Consider the following 23,353-nt stretch of genomic DNA (forward strand, 5'->3'; position numbering starts at 1 on the left):
CGATCCGCTGCTCGGAAGCGCGCGCTTTACCAACGCGTCGACCCGCTCTATATCGGGAGGCGGTGCTTCCGACAAGCTTAGCCCTCCTTGGGGCCGGTCTTTTGGGTCACGGCGTGGCGCGACGCTTCCTCCGCCAGGGGCTTCCCGTGGCGGTCTACAACCGTACTCGAGCCAAGGCCGAAGACCTCGCCGCAGACGGAGCGCGGCTCGCTTCGACCCCGGAGGAGGCGATCGGGGCCTCCGAAATCCTTCTTCTCTGCCTTTCGGATGCGGCCGCCATTCGACAGACGGTCTTTTCCGAGCCCTGCCAACCTCTCTTGTCGGGACGGACGATCTGTCAAATGGGAACCATCGGTCCGGAAGAGAGCAAGGAGTTTGCCTCGCTCGCTTCCTCTCTCGGGGCGCGTTATCTCGAAGCCCCCGTTCTCGGAAACGCCAAGGATCTGGAAGAAGGCCGGGCCCAAATCATGATCGGAGCAGACCCGGAAGATTACGAACGACGGTATGAGCTGCTCGGCCTTCTTGGGAAGTGCTTTTGGATCGGACCGGTAGGAAAAGCCGCGGCGCTAAAGCTGGCTTTGAACCAACTCATTGCTGCGGAGACCGCCGCCTTCGCGCTCAGCCTGGGCTTTGTCCGGCGCTTCGAGGTTCCGGTCGAACCCTTCCTCGACATTCTCCGCGAGAGCTCCCTCTACTGCCCTACCTTCGACAAGAAACTCTCCAGGATGCGGGGACGAAATTTCGCCTCTCCCAACTTCTCGGTTCGGCTTCTTCTCAAGGACATCGACCTCTTCCTCGCCAATGCCTCGACGCTCGGACTCCGATCCGATTCGCTAAAAGGGGTAAGAACAATCGTTCGGGAAGCGGAGGAATCGGGCCGGGCCGATCTCGACTATTCCGCGCTGGCCGATCTGGTCGATCCTCTCGCTCCGGCCGGAGCGGCTGAAGCAGATCCCGCAGCATGAGATTGCGGCGATGGTGCCGCAAGGGTCGGCCTCGGTGCCGCCGAGAGATTGTTTGCCGGCAACGGACTGCTCCCAACCGCTCAAAGAGTAGGCTTGCCAACGAGGTTCCGCGGATTTAGTTGTTTTGCGAGAACTTTACGCGGCCCCATCATCTAGCTGGTTAGGATACGGCCCTCTCAAGGCCGGTGCACGGGTTCGAATCCCGTTGGGGCTACGAGTTAGCGGGCTCATGGGAACGTTGCCGAAAAACGCAAACCAGTTCGAGCCAATGCCACGGGCGGAATTGGAGATTTGCACCGTCCACCGGGCCGAGTTTCTGGATATCACGCCCCGTCTCCAGGAAATCGCCAAGCGCAACGGATGGAAGAACGGGATCCTCACCGCCTTCGTCCCCCATACGACGGCCGGAATCACGATCCAAGAAGGAGCTGATCCGGATGTCGCTTATGACATTCTTGGTTGGCTCGAACGGGCCATCCCGTGGGTCGATCCCGCCTATCGGCACCGGGAGGGGAATACCGCCGCCCACATCAAGGCTTCCCTCCTCGGCTCCTCGATTCGCTGCTTGTTGGAAGAAGGCCGCCTCCGCTTAGGCACCTGGCAGGCCGTCTTCTTCAGCGAGTTTGACGGACCGCGAAACCGCAAGGTTTGGGTTTCCATCGACCCTGCGCCTTCGGTCTAGCCGCCATTTCTCAGAAAGTTCGTACCCGAGGCGAGGGCCGATGAGCCTGGATGCAAGGCGCGGCGCAGGTTTTCCGCCGGAGTTGTATGACGACATCCTGCGAGGAGGGCTAAAAACCCAAGTGCGAACGAAGCAGACAGGTCCATTGCGCAAGCCGCAGGAGAACCCTTGTAAGACACGCAGGTTAAGGCGGCGAGACCGGAAAGAGAAGCGAGAGCCGGCTCCCCCGCCCTGGAGTTGAATCGACTTCTACCTTCCCTCGGTGGTCCTCCATGATCTTCCGAACGATCGCCATCCCGATTCCCGTCCCCTGGGTCTTGCGCGTCAGAAAGGGAACGAAGAGGCCCTCCATCTCTTCCGCCGTCATCCCCTGCCCGCTGTCCCGCACTCCCAAGGCCAGATAGGCAATCCCGTCCCGCTCCACCACGGATGCATCCAAGCCCAAGGTCCCGCCCTTGGGCATCACCTCCGCAGCGTTCAAGATCAAGTTGAGCAGCGCCTGCTCAATCTGACCGCGGTCGCCTTGCAAAAGCGGCATAGGAGAAGAAATGCTCTTTTCTACCTGGATCCCTTGCGCCGAAAGTTTATGGCGGACCAGCAGGAGGATCTCATCGAGCATCTGCTCGACGGAAATTGATTCCGCCAAGGGCTGCGCCGAACGGCCGAGCGTCAAGACCTGTTCGGTGATCCGATTCATTTGGCGCAGCTTCGCTCCGATCACCGCCAAATCTTTTTGAACGCCCGACTCGACGGGGAATCGCTCCGCCAGTGTATAGAAGAGCATCTGGATCACCGTGAGCGGATTCCGGATCTCATGGGCAACCTCCGCGGCGAGCAATCCCAATGCGGAGAGACGTTCCGATTGCCGAAGCCCCTCTTCGATCTTCATGATCTGCTGAATCAATCGTGCCTTCTGGATCGCCACCATCGCAAGATCCGCGAGCGTTTGCAGCAACTCGATTTCGCTGTTGGAAAAGCGGTGGCGCTCCGCCAGGAAGACGCATAGCACACCAATCCGATCTGCGAACGAAAGGGGGACGGCCAGGAGCGAACGGAGTCCCTCGCCCTCTGTCCGGAGCTCGGGGCAGTGGACGTAGGGCTCCTCCGCCAAATCTAAAACCGACAGCGGCTTCCCTTTTTTGACCACGACGGAAAAGACCGATTCATCCACCGGGATCGCAAGCTCTCGCGGGAGACTCGATTCTACGCCGAAATCGGCTCGTAGGACCAGATGCGCCTTATCCTCGGTGAGAAGAAAAAGGAAAGAGCGGGCTCCCCCCATCAAGCGGGCGGCATTCCGCACGACGCCGTCAACGAGTTGATCCAAACCTGGCTGAGAAACCAGCGTCTGCGCCATCTCCACCAGGGTTCCGAGTTGCCTGGCCTTGTGTCGGAAGCCTTCGATCTCCCAGCCCATGACGAGCCACTGGGCCGCCTCCCCCGCCAATTGCGCGAGCTCTTGCTCGTGTTTCCGAGTGAAATGACCGACCCGATGACTGTCTACATTGAGCACTCCGATCACCGTCGACCCGACCTCGACGGGGACGGCGAGTTCCGAGCGGATTCGGTCATCGATGGCGACATAGCGCGATTCCCGCCGGACATCGAAGATCCTCATTGCCCTGCCTGTGGTCGCCACCCAACCAGTCACCCCCTCATCTGCCCGCAGTTTGGTTCGGCCAGCTCCCTTCCGGAGGCCGACGGAGGCCTCGATGTCGAGGAAGCCCGTGCTTGGGTTCAAGAGCACGAAAGAGCCGCTGTCTGCTTCCGTCTTCGCCAAGGCAAGCCGAAGGAAGCAGCGGATCACTCCCCGCGGATTGAGGAGGCTTTGAATCTCTTCGGGCCGAGCTCGTTCGATGATTAGCCGTCCTTCGCCCATCTCACATGCCCATGGCTTTGCGAAGCCGCCGGGTCAACCTCTCGATATCCTTGTCGTCCTCGAGCTTCCCACCACCCGTTTTCCTCACGTAGAAGGTGTCGAGCGCGGCACCCTTCTCGGTTGCGATCCGAGCAGAAGCCACGTCGATTCCCGCGCCCGCGAGAGCGGAGGCGATCCGGTAGAGGAGTCCGGGCCGATCGGGGGTCTCCAGGTCCAGGATGGTAAACCTGCGGCTACTGCTGGTGTCAAAATGGATTCTCGTGGGGAACTCCGCTTGGCGCATCCACTCCGGCAGGCGGTCGATCTGTTTATCGACCATAGGGGAAAAATCGAACTCCTCGACCGAAAAGGCCCGCTCGAGAAGCCGAGAAAAGGGCGAGAGATATTGATCGGCGCCGGCCGCTGGTCCTTCGGGCAGGCAGACGGAGAAAGTATCGATCGCGATTCCGTCGCTGCGCGAGTAGACGTCGGCGCTCAGGATCGAAATCCCCAGCGCCGCGAAGCTTCCGCAGATTCGCCCAAAGACTCGCGGACGATCCCAGGTCGCCACGATGATCTCGGAATACCCCTGTTCCGGCACATCGGTCCAGTCGATTACCGGGCAGAGACTCGGGGCCTCGGCAACCACCTGTTGGTAAAGAAATGCATGGACGGTCAGGAGATGGCGGCAAATCCGCTCCTCTGGACAACGAAGCCAATAGCCTGCTGGCAGATTCTCGAAGTGGGCGTCGATCTCCTCCGCAGAGAGCTGCGCCTGGAGCGTCCCTTTCATTCGTTCCGCCAGCTCTTCCTTGGATTGCTTCGGCTCCCCCTCTCCCGAAAAAGCGCCCGCGAAATGGGCGCTTGCCGCGCGATAGAGCCGCCAGAGGAGGAGATCTTTCCAGCTCGACCAGGAGTCGGCACCTGCGGTTCCTTCCCCATCGACGAAGGTCAATAGCATGAGAAGATCGAGCCGTTCCTGTGTCTGGACTAGGCAGCAGAACTCTTCGACCGTCTCTTTCTCCTCGAGATCCCGCCGAAGGGCCGTTTCCCACATGAGCAGATGGTTGCTCACCAGAAAAACCATCGTGGCAAGCTCCCGTGGAGGAAGCCGGAGTCGCTTAGCAACCCTCACGGCGTGGTTTGCGCTCTCCTCGGCATGGTGGCGTCGGTTCATCGCCCGCCCGGTATCGTGGAGCAGGATCGCGAGCGCAAGGAGATAGGGACGTTCCACATTTTCCAGGAGCGGCCGGTAGGCGGAAAAAGGAGGATTGGGATCGACCCAAAGCCGGTCGAGCATCTCCAAGCAGAGCAGAGTATGCTCGTCGGCCGTATAGCGATGATAGAACTCATGCTGCACGAGACAGGTCAAGGGAGCAAATTCGGGAACGAGCCGGCCAAGAAGCCCAAGTTCGTGCATGGGTCGAAACACCCTTCCCAACCTTCCCTTGCTGGAGAGGAGAGTGAGCAGCATCTCTCGAATTTCTTTTCTCTGCAGGATGGGACCTCGCAGAAGAGGCAGAGCCCGGGCGATCTCCATCGCAAGGCCCGGACCGATTTCCACGTCATGCCGCTCGCAGAGCAGGAAAGCTTTGACGATGCCCAGGGGGTTCTCCCGCAGCCAACGTCGCGGAGGAGACTCCAGCTTGCCGTCAATCAAGGGAAATTCTTCGATTTCTTTGACGTCGCCTCCTCCCGAAGAAGGCATGCCTTTTCTCTTCGCGAGGCTCTCAAAAATCAGCCTGGAGAGTTGGTAGATGACGCGCGCGTGCCGATAATAGTCGCGCATGCACTCCTCGATTCGTCGCAACAGGTTCGGCCCGGGATAACGGAGAGCGCCCGCAACCTTTGCCTGCAATCCTAGCGTCAAAAGATCACTGGATCGTCTTTCCAGGTAGTGCATCTCCGCGCGAACGCGGAGCAGGAAGTCGTAGGCTTCGTCCAGGCGCTTCCCTTCCCTCGCCTGCAGATGCCCGCTTTTGATCAGCCGATCGGTGGACCCGATTCCCTCCCGAACCCGGAGAACCCAAAACAAGTTCTGGTAATCCCGTAGGCTACCGCAGCCATTCTTGATCTGGGGCTCTTGAACTAGGACAGTGCCGCCGTACTTGGCATGACGGGCCCTCTCATCCTCCATACGCCATTCGACGTATTCGTCTTCTCTCCCTTGAAGGCACCCCTGCTCGAAGCACGCCTGGAAATCCTTCCAGAGCGCTTGCGGCCCGGCGATCAGACGCGCCTCCAGCAGGGCAGTCTTGGTCAAAAGATCCCGATTCGCATAATCGACGATTTCTTCGATCTGTCGCGTCGAGTGCCCTACCTGAAGACCAACATCCCATAAAGTGTAGAGCACCTCCTGGACCACTTCCACAATTCGCTCGTCTTCTGCCTGCGAGCAAGGCCCGGAGAGAAACAGAATGTCTACATCGCTGTACGGACAAAGCTCGCCCCTTCCAAAGCCGCCCACGGCGGCCAGCAAAAGAGGAGGAGCGTCCTGTGGCGAACGACAAATTCGCTCTATGGTAGATCCCCAGAGATGCCGCAGTAGGGCCGTTAGCAGCGCTGCTTGCCGGCGCGCTCTCGTCCTGCCCCCTTCCCCGAGAGATTGCTCCATGCGCAGGCCGTGCAACTCCTTCTGGAGAAACCTTCGGTAGAAGACGGCGCGATCCACCATCCGCTTCTCCCCCAAAGCGGCCTCCCGCTCCGCGTCCCGGAGAGCTTTCTCCAATGGCCTTAGGAACGGCGCCACCGGATCCGACAGAATTTCCTTGTCAGTGCTTCCCATGAGCATTCAAAGACTCTCTATGGCGAGCTTGGGAGTAAACATCGATCATGTAGCGACCTTGCGACAAGCCCGGTATCGCGCGGATCCGTTCTCCCCGTTCGCGGAGCCCGACCCGCTGGAAGCCGCGCGGCTGGCGGAAGATGCGGGAGCCTCCCTCATCACCGCCCACCTTCGGGAAGACAAGCGTCACATCCAACCGGAAGACATCCACCGGATTCGCAGCGTCGTGCGCCGTTTCAACCTCGAGATGGCGGCCCTCCCCGAGATGATCGCCTTTGCTTGCGAGCTTGGTCCGGATGAGGTCTGCCTTGTCCCGGAGCGGCGGGAAGAGGTGACGACCGAAGGCGGGTTGAATCTCCTTGGCCACGAGGATCGGTTTTTCTCCGGGATTGCCCGGCTCCGCTCCGCCGGCATTCTCGTCACGGCGTTCATCGATCCCGACGAAGCCCAGGTACGGGCGGCGAAAACGGCGGGAGTGGCTTGCGTCGAGCTCCACACGGGCGGCTATGCCAATACGCCCCATCGGGAAGCCGAAGAGGTCGAGTTGGCGAAACAGGCGGCTGCTGCCGAACTGGCGCACTCCATGGGGCTGGAAGTTCATGCGGGGCATGGACTCACCTACCGTAATGTTCGCCGCTATGTTGCGCGCATTCCGCACCTCCGCACGCTCAACATCGGCCATTCCATCGTCTGTCGCGCCCTCTGGGTCGGATGGGAGAAAGCGATCCGCGAAATGGTCTTCCTCGCTGCGGGCGAATAGAAAGATAGAATCTCCTCCCCGGCTTCAGCGGATCAGCCGCGCCGGATTGGGATAAACGCATGGGCAACATCCCATCATTCGGCAAAAAGCCTTGCTGAAATGACTCAAGCTCGAATATCCGACGGCTGTGGCCGCTTCCGTGACATTGTGTTCCCCCTTCCGGAGGAGTTCCGCAGCCTTTTCCATGCGCAGCCGCCGCAAGTAGGCGGGCAGGGTCTCTCCCACTTGATCCGAAAAGATGCGGCTGAGATAAAAAGGACTGCAACCGACCTCCTTGGAGAGCGCCTTCAAGCAGAGCGGTTCCGCCAGGTGAGCCCGAAGATATTCCTGCGCCCGCTCCGCCCATCGTCGCGCATTCCAATGGAGCCGACGCTCCGATTTCCGCGGGGATTCCTCGAAGAGAAGCACTCCCGCAAGCTCAAGAGCACGGCCCCAAAACCAGAGAGAGCGTGCTCGCCCAGGCACGTCCGGAGCCACCCAATGATTCCAGGCATGGCCCCAATATTCCGGGAGCAGACGCAGCCGACCGACCAGGGGGTCCAGATTCCGGCCGGCAAGCCATTTTCTAACCGTCGACGGTAGATCGTCTTCCAACCCTTCGAGTTCTTTTGCCAAGCGAGAGCGAGACCATTCAAACGTTAAAAACCGATTGGACTCTCCACCCGAGCGGGTTGCCTCCAACCCCTCTTCCCGCAATGCGTAAAAGCCGAAGAATCCCGGCAGGAACATCAGGCTTTTCTTCCCAGCCCGCACCAACCCATGCCCAGTGAAATTGACGCAGATTTCCAAGCTGTCCGCATGGAAGCTTCGCGCCCAGTTGACCGCTTCCGGTGAGAAGAACTCCAGGGATTCGACGCTCCAGCCGAGGCCAAAGATATCGCCCTCGAGCTGCCTCCAGCCACCGACAGGCTCCCATACGCCGGCTTCCATTGGCTTCGCTCGGGTGCCGGACATTGAAGCAAAACCTGCCACCAACCCGATCCAGGGGCAACCCGATTCTGTTACGAGCTTACATGTCTCACCAAGTTCGTACCCGAGGCGCCGCAAATGGGCTTGGATGCGAGGCGCGGCGCGGGTTTTCCCCCGGAGCTGTATGACGACATACTGCAAGGATGGAAAACCAAGCCCAACGAAACAGACGGCTCCATCTCGCAAGCCGTAGGAGAACGCTTGTGAGACGTGCAGGTTAGTCCAAGAGGGCGAGACGATATCCGACACCCGGCTCGGTCAGCAGCAAAAGAGGCTGCGCGGGCTCGGCCTCGATCTTATCGCGCAACCGGCCAATGTAGACGCGCAGGTAATGGGTCTGCTCGACCGACTTTGGCCCCCAGACCTCCTGTAGGATCTGCCGATGGGTAAGCACCTTGCCGGCGTGCCGAACGAAAAGTCGCAACAAAGCATACTCCGTTGCGGTTAGATGAAGCTCCTCTCCCTTTACCCAGAGACGTCGCGCGCTCAGATCGACCTCTAGAGTGCCGCTGCGGAAATGGGGGCTTTCCGCAGGACGGAGGGCCCGGCGCAGCATGACGCGAATTCGAGCGAGCAGCTCCTCGATGCCGAACGGCTTGGTCAGATAATCGTCCGCGCCGGCGTCCAGAGCGCTCACCTTTTCCTTTTCCTGGCCGAGTGCGGAGAGCACAAGAATCGGGACCTCGCTCCACTCACGGATGCGTCGGATCACCTCCACTCCGCTCATATCCGGAAGCAAGAGATCCAGCACGACGGCTTCGGGGCGATTTTGCGCTACGGCCAAGACCCCGTCCCGGCCGTTCACCGCTTCCACCACTTGGTAGTCATGACTCTCCAGGGCTAGTTGCAGCAGGCGCCGGATTTGCGGCTCATCGTCGATCACGACGAGCCGAAGCGGATGCTCCCTAGATGCTTCGCTCTCCATTTTGACTATGCTTTCGGGGATGCCGCTGCCTCCGGAACACGCTCCAAGGGGAAGAAGAGGGAAAACACCGCCCCTCCCCCGGGCCGATTCGCCGCTTCCACGCGCCCGCCGTGTGCCTCGACCACCCCTTTGACGATCGAAAGGCCCAAGCCCGTTCCTCCCGGAGGAGCCCCGATCCCGCGGTAGAACTTATCGAAGAGATGGCTCCCGCCCTCGGGTCCGAGCCCCGGCCCCCGGTCGGAGACGCGGAGGAGCATCTCCTCCCAGGAGCGGTCCGCCTCTATCGTCACTTCCACGGGAGTAGCCGGGGGAGTATGCATGGCGGCGTTAAGCATGAGATTGGTGAGCGCCTGCTGGACCAACGGAAAATCGATACGAACCAAGGGAAGATCGCTCGAAACCCTGACCTGGACTTCCCGCCCTTTCAACTCCTTCTCGGTGTCGTGGAGCGCCGCATTCACCAGATCCTTTCCATCGCACCACTCTTTTTTGAGCTTGAAATGGCCGGAGCTGAGCCGGGCCATATCGAGCAGATTTTCAACCAGCCGGTTCATTCGGGTCGATGCCGAGGCGATCTCCTCCAAGTAGACCGCCTCCGATCCGAGTTTCCTGCGCGATTCTGCCGGAAGGCTCGAGATGGCCGCTGTGATGACAGCCAGAGGAGTCCGCATCTCGTGCGAGATCGAATTGAGAAGGGTTTGACTCAGACGCTCCGACTCGGCTGCCAGCCGGGAATGCTCGGCCATTTCGCAGAGATTTTGCCGATCGACCACGAGCGCGATCTGATTGGCACAAGCCTGCAAGAGCGTCTTCTGATCGAAGGTAAGATTCTTTTCCTCCAAAAGCCGCACCCCTAGGACCCCAACCGCCTTCCCTGAACTCACAAGCGGGATGTAGTGGCCTTGGGAAAGAGGAAGATTGTCGGTGAACCGGCCCGAGGGCCGAACGTTTTCGAACGCCCATGCGGCGACAGCCGCCTCGCGCTCGCTCACCCGAAAGGTGCTCGCCCAGTGCGGCACCGAGTAAAGCCCTTTCTCCATCGGATTCGCCAAGAAGAAGGCGACCTCCGAGTGAAACGTCCTTCCGACATGCTCCACGACTCGGGAGACGATGTCGTCCATGGTCGTCGCCGACGAGAGTTCCTGCGTAAGGAGGTAGAGGGCGGTCACCCTCTGCTCTCGCCGCCGCTCGGCTTTCTCCTGCGCTCGGGCGCGGGCAATGAACTGTCCCAAAACGAGCGCCACCACCAAGTAGGTGCTGACCATGATCCCGTTCTCGAACTCGAACACGCCCAGGGTGAAACGCGGAGAGAGGAAGAAGAAATCCCAGAGCAGAGCGCTCCAGAGGGCCGCGAAGAGAACGGGCCCCCTTCCGACGAAGAGGGCCATGAGCACGATCGCGAGCAAGTAGATCAGCCCGATCGACCGGCTGCCGAGCCAGTGGTGAAGGGCGAGATTGAGGTAGGTCAAGGCGAAGACCACGGCGGCCGCAACGCCGTAGGAGGAGCCGGGAGACTCCGCCATGCGCCACCGGCGCGGAGTCCGCTCCGGCTTTGCTTCTCCCTCTACTCGCACGATATGGAGATCGATTTCCCCACTCACGCGAGCCAGGCGGTGGAGCAAGGAACGGCTCCGAATCCAGTCGAAGGGACCGCTGCCTCCCGGCTTGCCCAAAACGATCTGGGTCACATTATGCTGCCGGGCGACCCGAACGAGCCCGCTCACTAGGTCGTCGTCGGTCGCCGTGGCGACCTCTCCCCCTAGTCGGCGAACGAGATCGAGATGATGTCCCAGCCGCGCTTCGTCCTCGGTGGAGAGCGGATGAAGCCGTTCGACGTAAGCAGCGATCCAAGGGCAACCCAGGCTGTCGGCCAACCGACGAGTCCATCGGATGAGCGGCTCCGAAAACGGGCTCGCGCTCACGGCGACCATCAGTCGGTGACCGGTCTTCCAAGGACCCAAGATGTGCATGAGCTGCATGTACTCGTGCACATCCTTGCCCGCCTTTTCCGCCGCCAGCCGCAGGACGATCTCGCGTAGGGCCCGCAGGTTCCCTTCCCGGAAGAAATGGAGGGCCGCGGCGCGCGCCCGGTCCGGAATATAGACCTTTCCCTCCGACAGCCGCTTGAGCAGATCCTCAGCCGAGAGGTCAATCACCTCGATTTCCGCCAGGTCGACGAACCGGTCCGGCACCGTCTCTTGCACGGGAGCGCCGGTGATCTGTTGGACGGTGTCTGTTCGGCTCTCGATGTGCTGCACATTGAGCGTCGTAAAGACATCGATGCCCGCCTCTAGCAGCTCTTCGACGTCCTGGTAGCGCTTCGGATGACGGCTCCCGGGAGCGTTGCTGTGGGCCAACTCGTCGACGACGGCCAGATGCGGCCGACGAGCGAGGAGCGCATCGAGATCCATCTCCTCCAGCCGTAGCCCTCGATACTCCACCAAGCGCCGGGGAATCTTCGGAAGTCCCTCCACCAAGGCTTCCGTTTCCTTGCGCCCGTGAGTTTCGACGTATCCAATCACGACGTCACGGCCGTTGGCCTGTTCCACACGGGCAGCCTCGAGCATCGTGAAAGTCTTCCCGACCCCTGGACACATTCCCAAAAATATCTTAAGATTCCCCCGTCGCTTCTCCGCCTCTTCCTTCGAGACAACAGCCAATAGGGAGTCCGGATTCGGACGCTCATCTGAGGGAACGGACATGCGAGGAGAAGAGTAGCATCCCGCCCGCCCGCTTCCAACAAAACGAGGAGTGCGGAGCCAGCGTCCGATCGTCGATCGCGGGCGGAAAAAAAGAGAATTGTCGTGCGCAATCTCCGACTTTATGTTAAGCGCTCTTTTTTCAACCGAATCGGAGGTTCAGGTATGGCGCGGACAGTATTGCTCAAGGCCCAACGGCGCTCGGCGGTGGGAAGACACCAGGTGCGTCGCCTGCGGGCGCAGGGAAAAATCCCCGCCGTGCTCTACGGCCGAAAGGGCCACGTGGCACTGGAGATCGGCGCGCTGGAGCTGGTGGAGGCTTTCCATGGGAGAGGGACCGAAAAGGTTTTGATCGATCTCCAAGTTGAGGCTGCCGAGAAGGCCGAGCATAAGCTCGCTTTCTTGCAAGACGTTCAAGCGCATCCGCTGACGGATCGCATTTTGCATGTCGATCTTCATGAGCTTTCCGCCGACGAGAAGATCCATACGGAGGTCGAAGTGCGCGCGGTTGGCGATCCGGTCGGAGTTCGCACGGGCGGAGGCCTGCTGCAGGCTCCCATCCGCCACCTGCGCATCAGTTGCTTGCCCCACGATCTCCCCGAGTCGATCGCGGTCGACGTCGAGGCGATGGGCGTCGGAGAGTCGATCCACGTCGGAGACGTCTCCCCGCCGGCGGGCGTCGAATTTCTCAACGCGAAAGATCAAGTTCTCTTCACGATTACCGCTCCGCAAACCGAAGAGGCACCTTCGGCCCAGGAAGCCAAGGAGCCCGAGCTTGTGCGGGCACGAAAGGAAGCCGAAGAGGGAGCCAAGGAGTAGCCTCCCCCGAAGAGGCGTCAAACCGCGCAGACCAAGCCGCAGGCTTTTTGGACAAAGCCGGCGGGCTAAGCTTAACCGAGAACACGAGAAGGTGTTTTCTCTGATCTTCGGATTAGGCAACCCCGGACCGGAGTACCGCGGCACGCGACACAACGTCGGCCTGATGGTGTTGGAAGCCGTTGCCCGACGCCAGAAGCTCTCCTGGCGTCCAGAGCGCTCGGGGCCAGCCTGCGTCGCCGAAGGAAAGCAGGCTCTCTTCATCTCGCCTCTCTGTTATATGAACGAAAGCGGGGTGATCGTGCGTAACTTCTTACAAAGGTTAAGAAAAAAACCCGAGGACATCTTTGTGATCGTTGACGACATCGCCCTACCGCTGGGCAAGCTTCGCCTGCGTCCAGGCGGTGCTTCCGGAGGCCATCGCGGGCTGCTTTCCATTGTTTCCGCAATCGGCACCGAGGGTTTCGGAAGGCTCCGGTGCGGAATTGGACCCCTGCCCCGGGGTGTGGATCTGGCAGATTTCGTCCTCGCCCGTTTTTGCAACGACGAGCGGCCTGATCTCGAAGCGATGATCGAGCAAGCCGCCGATGCATTTGAATGTTGTCAAGAGTGCGGCATTGCGGTAGCGATGAACCGGTTCAACGCATAACCAACCACAGCCTCTTCGAGGAAAGGCGATCGGACCGATCATGAAAGCAATTTACGACGGATTATATATCTTAAACGTGCAAGGCGAAGACGAAAACGTGAAGCAGGCCATCGAACAGTTGGAATCGGCCATTCGGACGGAAGGAGGAGAGACGCACGGCTGCCAGAAGATGGATCGACGGCGCTTCGAGCGGGTGGCCCGTCGAATCGAGTCTGGCTACTACGTCAACTTGATCTTCTCGCTCGAGCCACGCCGCATCTCGGCCTTGGCGCAGGCGCAGAAGGCCCATTCCTTCCTATTTCGGCAATTCTACCTTCGAAAGAGCCATGCTTTGGAGCCCGTCGGGTCGCCAGCATAAACCGAGGATCCTCCCATGGCTGACCTGAACCGTGTCTTTCTGATCGGGAATTTGACCCGGGATCCCGAAGTACGCTACACGCCCAAGGGTACCGCCGTCGGTGATCTTGCCTTGGCCGTCAATACTTCCATCCGCGGACAAGACGGGCAGGTGAAGGAGGAGACCTGCTTCGTCGACATTGTTGCCTGGGGACGTCAGGCGGAAACGGTCAAGGAGTTCCTGCATCGCGGCTCGCCGATCTTGGTCGAAGGGCGACTGCAATTCGAGCAATGGGAAACCCGCGAGGGAGAGAAGCGCAACCGACTGCGCGTCCGTGCGGAACGTATTCAATTTCTGGGCCGGGGCAAACCGGCGGGTGGCCCTCCGACCGGCGAAGAAACTGGCCGCCCTCGCGAGGGTGGAGAACCCACTGGACCGACGGAAGGGAACGTCAGCGAGCCGGATGAAGTTCCTTTTTAATAGGGTCCGGATTTCCTGGCACGCCGCTGGTAGCGGCTCAAAAAACGGGCTTCGGGAAGAGAACGGGCGGCGGATGCCAAGCCCAATCTGAGTAGCAATCAAGGGAGAAATTGCCATGCTGGTGGAAGTGCTTCTGCACACGAGAATCGACAAGTTGGGAGCGGAAGGGGACTTAGTGAAGGTAAAGAGCGGCTATGCGCGCAACTTTTTACTGCCCAAACGGATGGCGACCGTAGCCACCATGGCGACCAAGCACCATATCGAACTCCTACGCAAGCGGCGGGCCGAGCGAGAGGCGGCCGAGTTCCAGGCTGCCCAGGAGTTCGCCTCCCGCCTGCAGAAGCTCAAGCTGCTCTTCACCCTTGCCTCGGGATCCGAGGAGCAAGAGAAGGTGTTCGGTGCCGTCACAGCCCAGCATGTCGCCGACCGCCTGAGGGAGGAAGGGATCGAGATCGATCGGAAGAAGATCCGAATCGATCGGCCCCTCAAGGAGATGCGGACCTACAGCCTTTCGGTAGACATCCATCCCGATGTGACCGCCCTGCTGCATGTCGAACTGGTTCCTCCGGCGGAACAAGCTAAAGGGAAAGAGGCGAAGACAAAGGGTGAGCCGCGCAAAAGGCCGGCTTCGAAGAAAACCAAGCATTCTGCCCCATCGAAGGGAGAGACTGCCTCCTCCGACACCTCCGCGTAATCCCTGGTGCCTAGAAAAAGGGAGACGAGGAAGAGGATTCCCTCCGACCAAACGGCACGAGCGTGTGAAGCGAACAACAGAGCTCCCGCCTCGATGGCTGCGCGGTGGGTCATCCCTGTTTGCTTCCCTGATCCTTGTTTTCACGTTTTGGTCTTGGGGCCAGGAGGCTCATCCAGCGGGATCGTCATCGGAGGGCGGCGAGGCGACTCCTGCGGCTTCCCAAGGGGGCGAATCCGCGGGAAGTCAACCGCTCCTTCCGCTAGAAAGCCTTCCCCAAAATCCCCCGGCCCTCTTGGACCAACCTCCGACGGCAACCACTTCTCCGCCGGGAGAAAGCCCGGCACCTGCTCCGACGCCATCCGAGCCGCAGCCCCCCGAGCCCGTCGTTCCGACCGCTCCTCGACTCACACCGCCTCCCCTGCCCTCTGAGGAAGCGTCTCCGCCTGTCGCTCAGCCGGTCCCTCCCGCGGAGGAGCAGCCTCCCGTTGCCCCGGCGGCTCCAAGACAGCGACCGAAGAAGACGATCGCTCCGCCGAGCGCATCCGGAGCGCAGGCACTCGGGCCGAGCGTGAAGGAGATCGAGGTCGTCTACGTGGGGCCGAAGTCGGTCAACCGGAGCATGATCCTCTCCAACATGCACACGACGGTCGGGCAGCCGTATGTCGCGACCACGGTCGAGGAAGACGTGCGCAACCTCTACGCGACCGGTCTCTTCACCAACTTGCGCATTACGAGCGAGCCGATGGGAGATGGCGTCAAGGTGCTCGTCGTCGTTCAGCCCAAGCCATTGATCAAAGAGATCGTGATCAAGGGAGGGCAAGGGGTTAAGACCGAGACGATCCGGCACCAGATGAAAGCCAAGGTCGGCGACCCGTTGAGCGAATTCCAGATTTCGGCCGACGCGGAAAAGATCAAGGAATACTATCAGAATCACGGTTTCGGCGACGCACAGGTCAATTACAAGATCGACGTGAACGAGGAGTTCGGGCGCGCCGTCGTCACCGTGCTGATCGCGGAAGGGGAAAAGCGGTTCATCACCTTGATGAACTTCACGGGCAACAACAGCTTTCCAGCCAAGGAGCTGCAGAAGCAGTTCAAAACCAAGAAAAAGAATTTGCTCTCCTTTTTCAATAAATCGGGCCTGATGAAAGAGGAGCAGTTTCAGGAAGATTTACGGAAGCTCAAGGAGTTCTACCAGAATCACGGCTACATCGACATGAGCATCCGAGACGTCAAGATCGAGCATCCCACCAAGGACCAGACGACCATCACCATCGCAATCCACGAAGGGGTCCAATATCACGTCGGCACGATTCAACTCTCCGGAAACCAGGTTTACTCCAATGGGGACATCCTCTCTTCGATGAAGATGACCGAAGGCTCGGTCTTTTCCCCGAAAGGGCTCGACGACGATCTCAAGGACCTGCGCGATTATTACGGTCAGCGCGGATACATCGACGCCGAGATCCGGCCCGAGCGCCTCCCCAACGTGGAAAACGGCAAGATCGACCTGCTCTTCAAGATTGCCGAGGGGAGCCAGGCCTATGTGGACAAGATTGTCATCCAGGGCAACACGATCACCAAGGACAAGGTGATTCGGCGCGAGCTGGCGGTTCAACCGGGCGATGTCTACAACAGCGTCCAGGTCGATGCGAGCCGCAAGCGACTCGAAAACCTAGGGTATTTCGAGAAGGTGGAGATCAACCCGCAAGACACCAATGTACCCAACCGGAAGAACATGGTGATCAGCCTCCAGGAAAAGCATACTGGCAATCTCAGTTTCGGGCTCGGCTACAGCACGATTGAAAGCCTCATGGGGTTCGTCGAGGTCAACCAGGGCAATTTCGACATCGCCAATCCGCCTTCCTTCACGGGAGCCGGACAGAAGTTCCGGGTCCGCGCGCAGCTGGGTATCTTCATGGAGACCTTTCTCATGTCGTTTACCGAGCCCTGGTTCATGGACAAGCCGATCGCGGTCGGTGGAGACCTCTTCTTCAACCAGTACAGCTACATGCAATATTACCAGGGCTTCAACATGACCAACATGGGCTTCGACCTGCGGGCGGCGAAACGTCTGAACCAGTGGCTGATGCTCACGACCCGCTACGACCTGACGGACTACACCCTCTGGGGCATGCTGCCCCAGATCGAGCAGGTGAGCGTCTATGCCGAAAATCGCGGCTCCCGCAGCCAGAGCGACGTTTCGCTCGACCTCATCTACGACGGCAGGGACAGCGTGACGATCACCCGGCACGGAACCCTGGTCGACTTCAACATCCTGGGAGCCGGAGGCCCTCTCCTGGGGCAAACCGACATCTACAAGGCGCAGATCAACATCTCGCATTACGAGAACCTTCCGTGGGACATCATTTTCTGGTCACATCTCAATGCCGGCTTTGTGCAGAACTACGGCAGCAGCAGCTTCGTCCCGCTTTACGACAGCTACTTCCTCGGCGGCCCTCGGAGCCTTCGCGGGTTTGACTATGCGCTGGTCGGCCCCAACTACCTCCCGGAGGACTTCCCGGTCGGCGGTCAGACGATGGCCTTTACCAACCTCGAGCTCACGTTTCCCCTGGTCGACCGCGTTCGGCTGGCGGCTTTCACCGACATTGGCTTCAACGCGGGTTCGCTGATCGGCCCCAACCCTTCGGTCAACGTCCCTTACCAGTTGGCCGGCGAAGGAATCCAAATCGTCGCCGACGCTGGCTTGGGCCTGCGCCTCTACCTGCCGATCGGACCGCTGCGCCTCGACTACGGAATTCCCTACATCACCACGTCCTGGCTCAACCGGACGGGACGATTTTACTTTGACGTCGGCTACTCGTTTTAACTACTTTGCCGTACGCGACATGAAATCAGGATTGCTCTTATTATCGGCTCTGTTTCTTTCCGCATCGCTCGCCGGTGCGCAACAACTCAAAATCGCCACCTTCGACTTCCAGAAGGCGTTTAGCGAGTACTACAAGACCAAGGACGCGGAGGCGGAGCTCCAAGCCCGGGTCGCCACGTTCAAGAAAGAAGACCAGGAAAGGACCAATGATTACCGGAAGCTTGCGGAAGAGGCGCAGAAGCTTCAAGACGGCGCCCAGGACAAGACCCTTTCCGAAGCGGCGCGCCAGGAAAGGTTGAAGGCCTTTCAGACCAAGGTGCAAGAGGTGCAGAACCTGCAGCGGGCGATTCAGGAGTTTCGATCGACCCGAGGCCGCGAGCTCGAAGACCGTTCGCAGCGCATCCGGCAGGGGCTGATCGACGAGATCACCAAGATCGTCATCGACGTAGGAGCCAAAGGCAAGTACACCATGGTCGTCGACAAGACCGGCCGAAGCCTGACCGGTACGCCCATTCTCCTCTACACGCAGGACCTTCCCGACATCACCGAGGAAGTGGTTCGCGCGATCAACGCAACCAAGGGCGCGGCACCCAAGGCGGCCTCCGTCCATCCATGACCGAGGCTTCCGAGTGGCGTCTTTCCTGCTGGGAGAACTGGCCGATCTGGTTAATGGCGAAGTTCACGGGGAAAGAAAGATCATCATTCGAGGAGTCGCCGATCTGGAATCCGCGGGAAGCGGGGAGATCTCGTTCTACGCGAACCCTCGCTACGAACAGGCCGCTCGCCGGACCAAGGCATCGGCTCTGCTGGTGAGTCGCGATCTTTCCGGCGACTTTCCTTGTGCGCTCGTTCGTGTCGATTCGCCATCCCTGGCTTTTTCCCAGGTGGTAGCGCTCTTCGCTCCTCGGCCAATTCCCTATCCGCCAGGCGTCCATCCCACGGCCGTGGTCTCTTCCGAGGCCACTCTCCAGGAAGGAGTGCATGTCGGGCCCCAATCCGTCGTGGAAGCGGGCGTCCGCGTCGGCACCGGCACCGTCATTGGGGCTGGCTCTTTTATCGGCGCCGAGTCGGTCGTGGGTGAGCACTGCTTTCTTTATCCTCACGTCGTCGTTCGTGAGCGGTGCACGATCGGCAACCGGGTGATCCTCCATTCGGGTGCTGTGATCGGCTCCGACGGGTTCGGATACGAATTTAGCGCCGGCCGCCATCGGAAAATTCCGCAGACGGGCACGGTCCAGATCGACGACGAGGTGGAGATCGGGGCAAATACCACGATCGATCGAGGACGGTTCGGCAAGACCTGGATCCAGGAGGGCTGCAAGATCGACAACCTCGTGCAGATCGCCCACAACGTCAGTCTCGGTCCTCACTGCCTGGTCGTCGCCCAAACGGGAATTTCCGGCAGCACAACCCTTGGCTCGCACGTCACGCTGGCCGGACAAGTCGGCCTGGCAGGTCATCTCCGCATCGGCGATGGGGCCATCATTACCGCGCAATCGGGCATCACCAAAGACGTTCCCGCCGGCGCGGTCCTCTCCGGACGGCATGGGAGGCCTGCGAACGAAACCCTTCGACTGGAAGCTCTTTACCTTCAGCTCCCCGATCTTTGGCGGCGCCTCCGGAAGCTCGAGCAGCAGAACAGGCGCGGTGCCGATGGCTCTGAATCGCCCGCGCCCACCCGATCCGGCCAACCATGAATGCGCTGCGGATCGGCATGGTCGGACTGGGGACCGTCGGGACCAGCGTATGGAAAAATCTCCGGAGCCAAGGAGAGCTTTTGGCGGCGCGCTGCGGGAAGGCCCTTCGCATCGAAAAGGTTTCAGAAAAGAACCGCGAGCGTGCCCGGCTGGCGGGTGTTCCCGAGGCGCAGATGGTCGACGACTGGAGGGAGTTGGTGCGCGACCCCTCCCTGGACGTCGTGGTCGAGCTCATCGGCGGGACCGGCGTGGCCGCCGAACTCATTCGGGAAAGCCTTTCCCATGGGAAAGATGTGGTTACCGCGAACAAGGCACTTTTGGCCGAACAAGGGCGCGAGTTGACGGCATTTGCCGCCGAGCGGGGCAAGCGCCTCCTCTTCGAGGCCAGCGTCGCCGGAGGGATCCCCCTGCTTCTGGCGTTAAGAGAAGGATTGATTGCCAACGAGATCCTCTCCCTCCACGGCATCATCAACGGAACCTGCAACTATCTGCTCTCCGCAATGACCTCCCGCGCTCTCTCCTTCCAAGAAGCCCTCCGCGAAGCCAAAGAGCTCGGCTATGCGGAAGCCGACGAAACCCTCGATGTCGCCGGTCACGACACCGCGCATAAAGCCGTGATTCTCTCGGCTCTCGCCTACGGCTTCTGGCCGGCTCTGTACGAAGTTCATACCGAAGGCATCCAGAACGTCGATCCCCTCGACCTCCATTTCGCCCAAGAGCTCGGATACAGGCTGAAGCTCTTGGCGATCCTCCGAAGCCATCCGAAGAGCGGAGAAATCGAGGCGCGCGTTCACCCTACCCTCCTCCGAAAAGGCCATCTCTTGAGCTCGGTCCGCGGGGTCTTCAATGCCGTCGCCGTCCGAGGAGATGTTGTCGGCGAGACGCTCTTCTATGGTCGGGGAGCGGGCGGGGATCCGACCTCCAGCGCGGTCCTGAGCGATCTTGCCTCCCTGGCCCGAAGAGAAACCACCGCCCCGAGCATGGTGCCATCCGGTCGGCAGGTCGCGCTTACGTTGCGACCGATGGCAGAGATCCTCTCCCGATACTACGTCCGCTTTCTGGTGGAAGATCACCCCGGGGTCCTGGCGGAAATTGCGCGCATCTTCGCCGCCCGGAACATCAGCATTTCTTCGGTCATCCAGCCGGAAGGACACCGAGGCCAGACCGTCCCGCTCATCATTCTGCTCCATCAATCGCAGGAAGCCGACGTCCAAGAGGCCTGTCGGATCATCGAAACGCTTCCCACCGTGAAAAGACCGGCTATCCTCTTACGCGTGGAAGATCTCGATGGAGAAGAGGGGCGGAGTTCATGAAGCCATGGGCAGGCGTCATTGCAGCCTATCGGGACCGGCTGCCGCTGCCGGATGAGACCCCGGCCATCACTTTATTGGAAGGCAATACCCCGCTCGTCCCCTCGGTGGCTCTGGGCGAGATGTTGCCGGGAAACCTCGAGATTTTCTTTAAGTGCGAGGGCCTCAACCCGACGGGCTCTTTTAAGGACCGGGGCATGGTCGTGGCGTTTGCCCGGGCGCTGGCAAGAAAAGCCGGCATCTGCCTCTGCGCGAGCACGGGCAATACGGCTGCCTCGGCGGCCGCCTATGCGGCTCGGTGCGGCCTCCGGTGCATTGTCCTCCTTCCCGAAGGGAGCATCGCTCGCGGAAAGTTGGCACAAGCTGCGATCCACGGAGCCAGGATCGTTTCGATCGCCGGCCCATTCGACAACGCGATGCGGATGGCGCAAGAGCTGGTTCTGCAGCGTCCGGAGATCGAGCTTGTCAACTCCGTCAACCCCTTCCGGATCGAAGGGCAAAAGACGGCCGCGTTCGAAGTCTCTGATGCCCTTGGCGACGCGCCCGACTTTCACTTCCTGCCCGTGGGCAACGCCGGCAACATCACCGCCTATTGGAAGGGATACCGCGAATACGCGCAGGCAGGCAAAATTTCCCGGCTTCCGCGCATGGTCGGCTTTGAGGCGGCTGGGGCCGCTCCGCTTGTCGAAGGACGGATCATTCCCAACCCGCAGACCATCGCCTCCGCCATTCGCATCGGCAATCCCGCGAGTTGGAAGGGCGCCATGTCCGCAGTCAGCGAGTCGGGCGGATGGATCGGCTCGGTCACCGACGACGCGATCCTCGATGCCTATCAATTCCTCGCCAGGCGCGAAGGGATCTTCGTCGAGCCCGCCTCCGCGGCGGGTGTGGCCGGGCTTCGCCAGGAAGTCGCCCAAGGACGAATTCCTCCCGGCAGCCGCGTCGTGATCACCTTGACCGGGCATGGACTCAAAGATCCGGATGTCTCTACCCAAGTGGCCGCGCCACAACCCATCTCGATTGCCCCCGTTCTGGCGGATCTCCAGCGAGCCGTGGAAGCGTGAAGGGGCGATTCGCATCTTTGACAGGAAGTAGGACGAACGGGTAGAGTATCTCCTCCTGGTCATGACACTCACCGAACAACTTCTTGCCCGGGCAAGCGGGAAAAAAACGGTTTCCCCCGGAGACAACGTCTGGGTGAACGTCGACGTGCTGCTCACCCACGACATCTGCGGCCCTGGAACCATTGGCGTCTTCCAGCGGGAATTCGGCAAATCCGCCCGGGTCTGGGACCCGCGCAAGGTGGTGATCATCCCGGATCACTACATCTTCACCTCCGATTCTCAATCCAACCGCAACGTCGACCTGCTCCGCGAATTCGCCCGCGCCCAGCAGTTGCCCTACTTCTACGACGTGATTGACGACCCAACCGGCCATTGGCAATTCGACTCCTCCCGAGGACCGCTCGCCCGCCAATACGGCGACCGCTACGGAGGAGTCTGCCATGCCGCGGTCCCCGAGCGCGGCCATGTCCGGCCCGGAGAGGTTTTTCTCGGCACCGATAGCCACACCTGCACCGCCGGAGCCTTCAACCTTTTCGCCACGGGCGTCGGCAACACCGATGCGGGCTTTGTCCTGGGTACGGGAAAGTTGCTCCTCAAGGTACCCCCTACTCTTCGATTCCGCTTGGAGGACGAGCTCCCTAAGGGTGTCATGGCCAAGGATGTCATCCTCGAGATCATCGGACGGATCGGATTCGACGGGGCAACCTATTGCGCCATGGAGTTTGATGGCGCGGGCATTGCCAGCCTCTCCCTGGAAGACCGGATGACCATCGCGAACATGGCCATTGAGGCGGGCGGAAAAAACGGCGTCTTTCCCGCCGACGAAAAGACCCTATCTTTCGTTCAGGAAAGCTGTCGGCGCAATGGAACCCATGCGCAGTTCGAGCCCGTGGAGTCCGATCCGGACGCACCCGTTCTCGCGGAGCAGACCATCGATCTTTCCGCCCTTGAGCCGACCGTCGCCCAGCCCCCCAATCCCGGCAACCGGGAACTGGCGCAGCGGCTCTCCTCGGTGCGCATCGACCGGGCCTACCTCGGCTCGTGCACAGGAGGAAAGCTCTCTGATTTTCTGGCTTTTGCCCAGGTCCTCAACGGGAAGCAGGTTGCCGTGGAGACCTTTGCCGTGCCAGCCACCCCCCTCGTCGCTTCCGAGCTCCATCGCCGGCAAATCGACGGGAAGAGCGTCTGGGAGATCCTGAGTTCCGCCGGGGTGCGGCTCACGGAGAATGCCTCTTGTGCCGCCTGCCTGGGCGGTCCCATGGACACCTTCGGCCGGCTCGACCGGCCCATGACCTGCATTTCGGCAACCAACCGGAACTTTCCCGGCCGCATGGGTCACAAGGAGTCCAAGGTTTACTTGGCCTCCCCATACACCGTTGCCGCTTCGGCCTTGACGGGACGGATTACCGACCCACGGGAGTTTCTCCCTTCGTGATCTCTTCCTTCACACGCCTGTTTCCACCCATTGCCGCATTTCCCGCCTGGGCAACTACCCTCGCCTGCCTCCTCTTCCTGAGCCTTTCGGGCTGCGCAACCGTGACAGGCGGCTACGACCTGGTCACCAAGATCGATGCGCCTCTTTATTTCCAAGGCCCTGGACAGGAAGCGCCCGATGCCTACCTCGAGAAGGGAACCCGAGTGAAGATTCTCCAATCGGCGGGGAACTATGCCCGTGTCGAGACGACTCGGGGAATGCGCGGCTTTGTCCGGCTCTCCGACCTCCAGCAGGGACCGGAGCAGGCAGGGATGGGAGCCTATGGTGGTTCCTCGATGGCCAGCCCCGGGATGTTCTGAGCAACCTCGGGCGCGTCAAAATCTTCTTGTCATCGGCCA

Annotated in this window: 20 protein-coding genes and 1 tRNA gene; 16 read left to right on the forward strand and 5 right to left on the reverse strand. The window is 60.6% G+C overall.

Annotated elements, in window-relative coordinates; translation table 11 throughout:
- The first annotated feature begins 62 nt into the window (after positions 1–62).
- From A37A_RS17555 to A37A_RS0112995, 3 genes are all read left to right on the forward strand, one after another.
- Positions 63–965, forward strand: coding sequence for an NAD(P)-dependent oxidoreductase (locus A37A_RS17555; protein ID WP_018291915.1), 903 nt, complete (start codon positions 63–65; stop codon positions 963–965).
- Between the two features lie 141 nt (positions 966–1,106).
- A tRNA-Glu gene (locus tag A37A_RS0112990) sits at positions 1,107–1,179 on the forward strand.
- A 54-nt stretch (positions 1,180–1,233) separates the two neighbouring features.
- Positions 1,234–1,647: a secondary thiamine-phosphate synthase enzyme YjbQ gene (locus A37A_RS0112995; RefSeq protein WP_020494442.1), complete on the forward strand. Its 414-nt coding sequence runs from the start codon at positions 1,234–1,236 to the stop codon at positions 1,645–1,647.
- A 184-nt stretch (positions 1,648–1,831) separates the two neighbouring features.
- Here A37A_RS0112995 and A37A_RS0113000 read toward each other — a convergent pair whose 3' ends face one another.
- Together A37A_RS0113000 and glnD are read right to left on the reverse strand one after the other, a co-directional pair.
- Positions 1,832–3,526 carry a GAF domain-containing protein gene (locus A37A_RS0113000; RefSeq protein WP_018291917.1) on the reverse strand — a complete coding sequence of 565 codons (1,695 nt, stop codon included), beginning with the start codon at positions 3,524–3,526 and terminating at the stop codon, positions 1,832–1,834.
- A gap of 1 nt (position 3,527) precedes the next feature.
- Positions 3,528–6,290 carry a [protein-PII] uridylyltransferase gene (gene glnD, locus A37A_RS0113005; protein ID WP_196799633.1) on the reverse strand — a complete coding sequence of 921 codons (2,763 nt, stop codon included), beginning with the start codon at positions 6,288–6,290 and terminating at the stop codon, positions 3,528–3,530.
- On the opposite strand from glnD, the gene A37A_RS0113010 reads away from it, so the two are divergent.
- Positions 6,289–7,050 (forward strand): pyridoxine 5'-phosphate synthase, encoded by a 762-nt coding sequence (locus A37A_RS0113010; protein WP_231363933.1) that lies wholly within the window; start codon positions 6,289–6,291, stop codon positions 7,048–7,050. The genes glnD and A37A_RS0113010 overlap by 2 nt on opposite strands.
- A gap of 24 nt (positions 7,051–7,074) precedes the next feature.
- Here A37A_RS0113010 and A37A_RS0113015 read toward each other — a convergent pair whose 3' ends face one another.
- The 3 genes from A37A_RS0113015 to A37A_RS0113025 form a co-directional block, all read right to left on the reverse strand.
- Entirely contained in the window at positions 7,075–7,980 is a 906-nt protein-coding gene (locus A37A_RS0113015) for an AraC family transcriptional regulator (protein ID WP_018291920.1), read from the reverse strand.
- A 256-nt stretch (positions 7,981–8,236) separates the two neighbouring features.
- Positions 8,237–8,944 (reverse strand): response regulator, encoded by a 708-nt coding sequence (locus tag A37A_RS0113020; RefSeq protein ID WP_018291921.1) that lies wholly within the window; start codon positions 8,942–8,944, stop codon positions 8,237–8,239.
- Between the two features lie 5 nt (positions 8,945–8,949).
- Positions 8,950–11,646: a sensor histidine kinase KdpD gene (locus A37A_RS0113025; protein ID WP_018291922.1), complete on the reverse strand. Its 2,697-nt coding sequence runs from the start codon at positions 11,644–11,646 to the stop codon at positions 8,950–8,952.
- Between the two features lie 162 nt (positions 11,647–11,808).
- Here A37A_RS0113025 and A37A_RS0113030 point away from each other — a divergent pair, with 162 nt between their 5' ends.
- The 12 genes from A37A_RS0113030 to A37A_RS17560 all read left to right on the forward strand — a co-directional run bounded on the left by A37A_RS0113030 (position 11,809) and on the right by A37A_RS17560 (position 23,314).
- Positions 11,809–12,462: a 50S ribosomal protein L25 gene (locus A37A_RS0113030; RefSeq protein WP_018291923.1), complete on the forward strand. Its 654-nt coding sequence runs from the start codon at positions 11,809–11,811 to the stop codon at positions 12,460–12,462.
- Positions 12,463–12,553: 91 nt separating this feature from the next.
- Complete coding sequence (gene pth, locus A37A_RS0113035; RefSeq protein ID WP_018291924.1) at positions 12,554–13,108, forward strand: aminoacyl-tRNA hydrolase; 555 nt, start codon at positions 12,554–12,556, stop codon at positions 13,106–13,108.
- 40 nt (positions 13,109–13,148) lie between these two features.
- The gene (locus tag A37A_RS0113040; RefSeq protein ID WP_018291925.1) at positions 13,149–13,466 is read left to right on the forward strand and encodes a 30S ribosomal protein S6; all 318 of its coding nucleotides are present in this window, start codon (positions 13,149–13,151) and stop codon (positions 13,464–13,466) included.
- Between the two features lie 15 nt (positions 13,467–13,481).
- Complete coding sequence (gene ssb / locus A37A_RS0113045; protein WP_018291926.1) at positions 13,482–13,925, forward strand: single-stranded DNA-binding protein; 444 nt, start codon at positions 13,482–13,484, stop codon at positions 13,923–13,925.
- A gap of 115 nt (positions 13,926–14,040) precedes the next feature.
- Positions 14,041–14,619 carry a 50S ribosomal protein L9 gene (gene rplI / locus A37A_RS0113050; RefSeq protein WP_018291927.1) on the forward strand — a complete coding sequence of 193 codons (579 nt, stop codon included), beginning with the start codon at positions 14,041–14,043 and terminating at the stop codon, positions 14,617–14,619.
- A 568-nt stretch (positions 14,620–15,187) separates the two neighbouring features.
- Positions 15,188–17,449: an outer membrane protein assembly factor BamA gene (bamA, locus tag A37A_RS0113055; protein WP_196799634.1), complete on the forward strand. Its 2,262-nt coding sequence runs from the start codon at positions 15,188–15,190 to the stop codon at positions 17,447–17,449.
- A 31-nt stretch (positions 17,450–17,480) separates the two neighbouring features.
- Positions 17,481–18,065 carry an OmpH family outer membrane protein gene (locus A37A_RS0113060; RefSeq protein ID WP_020494445.1) on the forward strand — a complete coding sequence of 195 codons (585 nt, stop codon included), beginning with the start codon at positions 17,481–17,483 and terminating at the stop codon, positions 18,063–18,065.
- Between the two features lie 13 nt (positions 18,066–18,078).
- A complete protein-coding gene (gene lpxD / locus A37A_RS0113065) occupies positions 18,079–19,146 on the forward strand; it encodes a UDP-3-O-(3-hydroxymyristoyl)glucosamine N-acyltransferase (protein ID WP_018291930.1) in 1,068 nt (355 codons plus the stop codon).
- Positions 19,143–20,459, forward strand: coding sequence for a homoserine dehydrogenase (locus A37A_RS0113070; protein WP_018291931.1), 1,317 nt, complete (start codon positions 19,143–19,145; stop codon positions 20,457–20,459). Before lpxD ends, A37A_RS0113070 begins: the two co-directional genes overlap by 4 nt.
- On the forward strand, positions 20,456–21,520 hold the full coding sequence (gene thrC / locus A37A_RS0113075) for a threonine synthase (protein WP_018291932.1): 1,065 nt from the start codon (positions 20,456–20,458) through the stop codon (positions 21,518–21,520). Before A37A_RS0113070 ends, thrC begins: the two co-directional genes overlap by 4 nt.
- A 61-nt stretch (positions 21,521–21,581) precedes the next feature.
- Positions 21,582–22,955: an aconitase family protein gene (locus A37A_RS0113080; RefSeq protein WP_018291933.1), complete on the forward strand. Its 1,374-nt coding sequence runs from the start codon at positions 21,582–21,584 to the stop codon at positions 22,953–22,955.
- Entirely contained in the window at positions 22,952–23,314 is a 363-nt protein-coding gene (locus tag A37A_RS17560) for an SH3 domain-containing protein (protein WP_018291934.1), read from the forward strand. The genes A37A_RS0113080 and A37A_RS17560 overlap by 4 nt, the downstream gene beginning before the upstream one ends.
- Positions 23,315–23,353 lie beyond the last annotated feature (39 nt).

It is taken from the genome of Verrucomicrobium sp. 3C, from assembly GCF_000379365.1.
Lineage (GTDB): Bacteria > Verrucomicrobiota > Verrucomicrobiia > Methylacidiphilales > Methylacidiphilaceae > Methylacidimicrobium.

What these genes read in the sequence shown, in the direction of transcription:
- A37A_RS0112995 (WP_020494442.1), top strand. Translation starts at nt 1,234, where the DNA reads ATGCCACGGGCGGAATTGGAGATTTGCACCGTCCACCGGGCCGAGTTT.
- A37A_RS0113000 (WP_018291917.1), bottom strand. Translation starts at nt 3,526, where the DNA reads ATGGGCGAAGGACGGCTAATCATCGAACGAGCTCGGCCCGAAGAGATT.
- A37A_RS0113010 (WP_231363933.1), top strand. Translation starts at nt 6,289, where the DNA reads ATGAGCATTCAAAGACTCTCTATGGCGAGCTTGGGAGTAAACATCGAT.
- glnD (WP_196799633.1), bottom strand. Translation starts at nt 6,290, where the DNA reads ATGGGAAGCACTGACAAGGAAATTCTGTCGGATCCGGTGGCGCCGTTC.
- A37A_RS0113015 (WP_018291920.1), bottom strand. Translation starts at nt 7,980, where the DNA reads ATGGAAGCCGGCGTATGGGAGCCTGTCGGTGGCTGGAGGCAGCTCGAG.
- A37A_RS0113020 (WP_018291921.1), bottom strand. Translation starts at nt 8,944, where the DNA reads ATGGAGAGCGAAGCATCTAGGGAGCATCCGCTTCGGCTCGTCGTGATC.
- A37A_RS0113025 (WP_018291922.1), bottom strand. Translation starts at nt 11,646, where the DNA reads ATGTCCGTTCCCTCAGATGAGCGTCCGAATCCGGACTCCCTATTGGCT.
- A37A_RS0113030 (WP_018291923.1), top strand. Translation starts at nt 11,809, where the DNA reads ATGGCGCGGACAGTATTGCTCAAGGCCCAACGGCGCTCGGCGGTGGGA.
- A37A_RS0113040 (WP_018291925.1), top strand. Translation starts at nt 13,149, where the DNA reads ATGAAAGCAATTTACGACGGATTATATATCTTAAACGTGCAAGGCGAA.
- ssb (WP_018291926.1), top strand. Translation starts at nt 13,482, where the DNA reads ATGGCTGACCTGAACCGTGTCTTTCTGATCGGGAATTTGACCCGGGAT.
- rplI (WP_018291927.1), top strand. Translation starts at nt 14,041, where the DNA reads ATGCTGGTGGAAGTGCTTCTGCACACGAGAATCGACAAGTTGGGAGCG.
- A37A_RS0113070 (WP_018291931.1), top strand. Translation starts at nt 19,143, where the DNA reads ATGAATGCGCTGCGGATCGGCATGGTCGGACTGGGGACCGTCGGGACC.
- thrC (WP_018291932.1), top strand. Translation starts at nt 20,456, where the DNA reads ATGAAGCCATGGGCAGGCGTCATTGCAGCCTATCGGGACCGGCTGCCG.
- A37A_RS0113080 (WP_018291933.1), top strand. Translation starts at nt 21,582, where the DNA reads ATGACACTCACCGAACAACTTCTTGCCCGGGCAAGCGGGAAAAAAACG.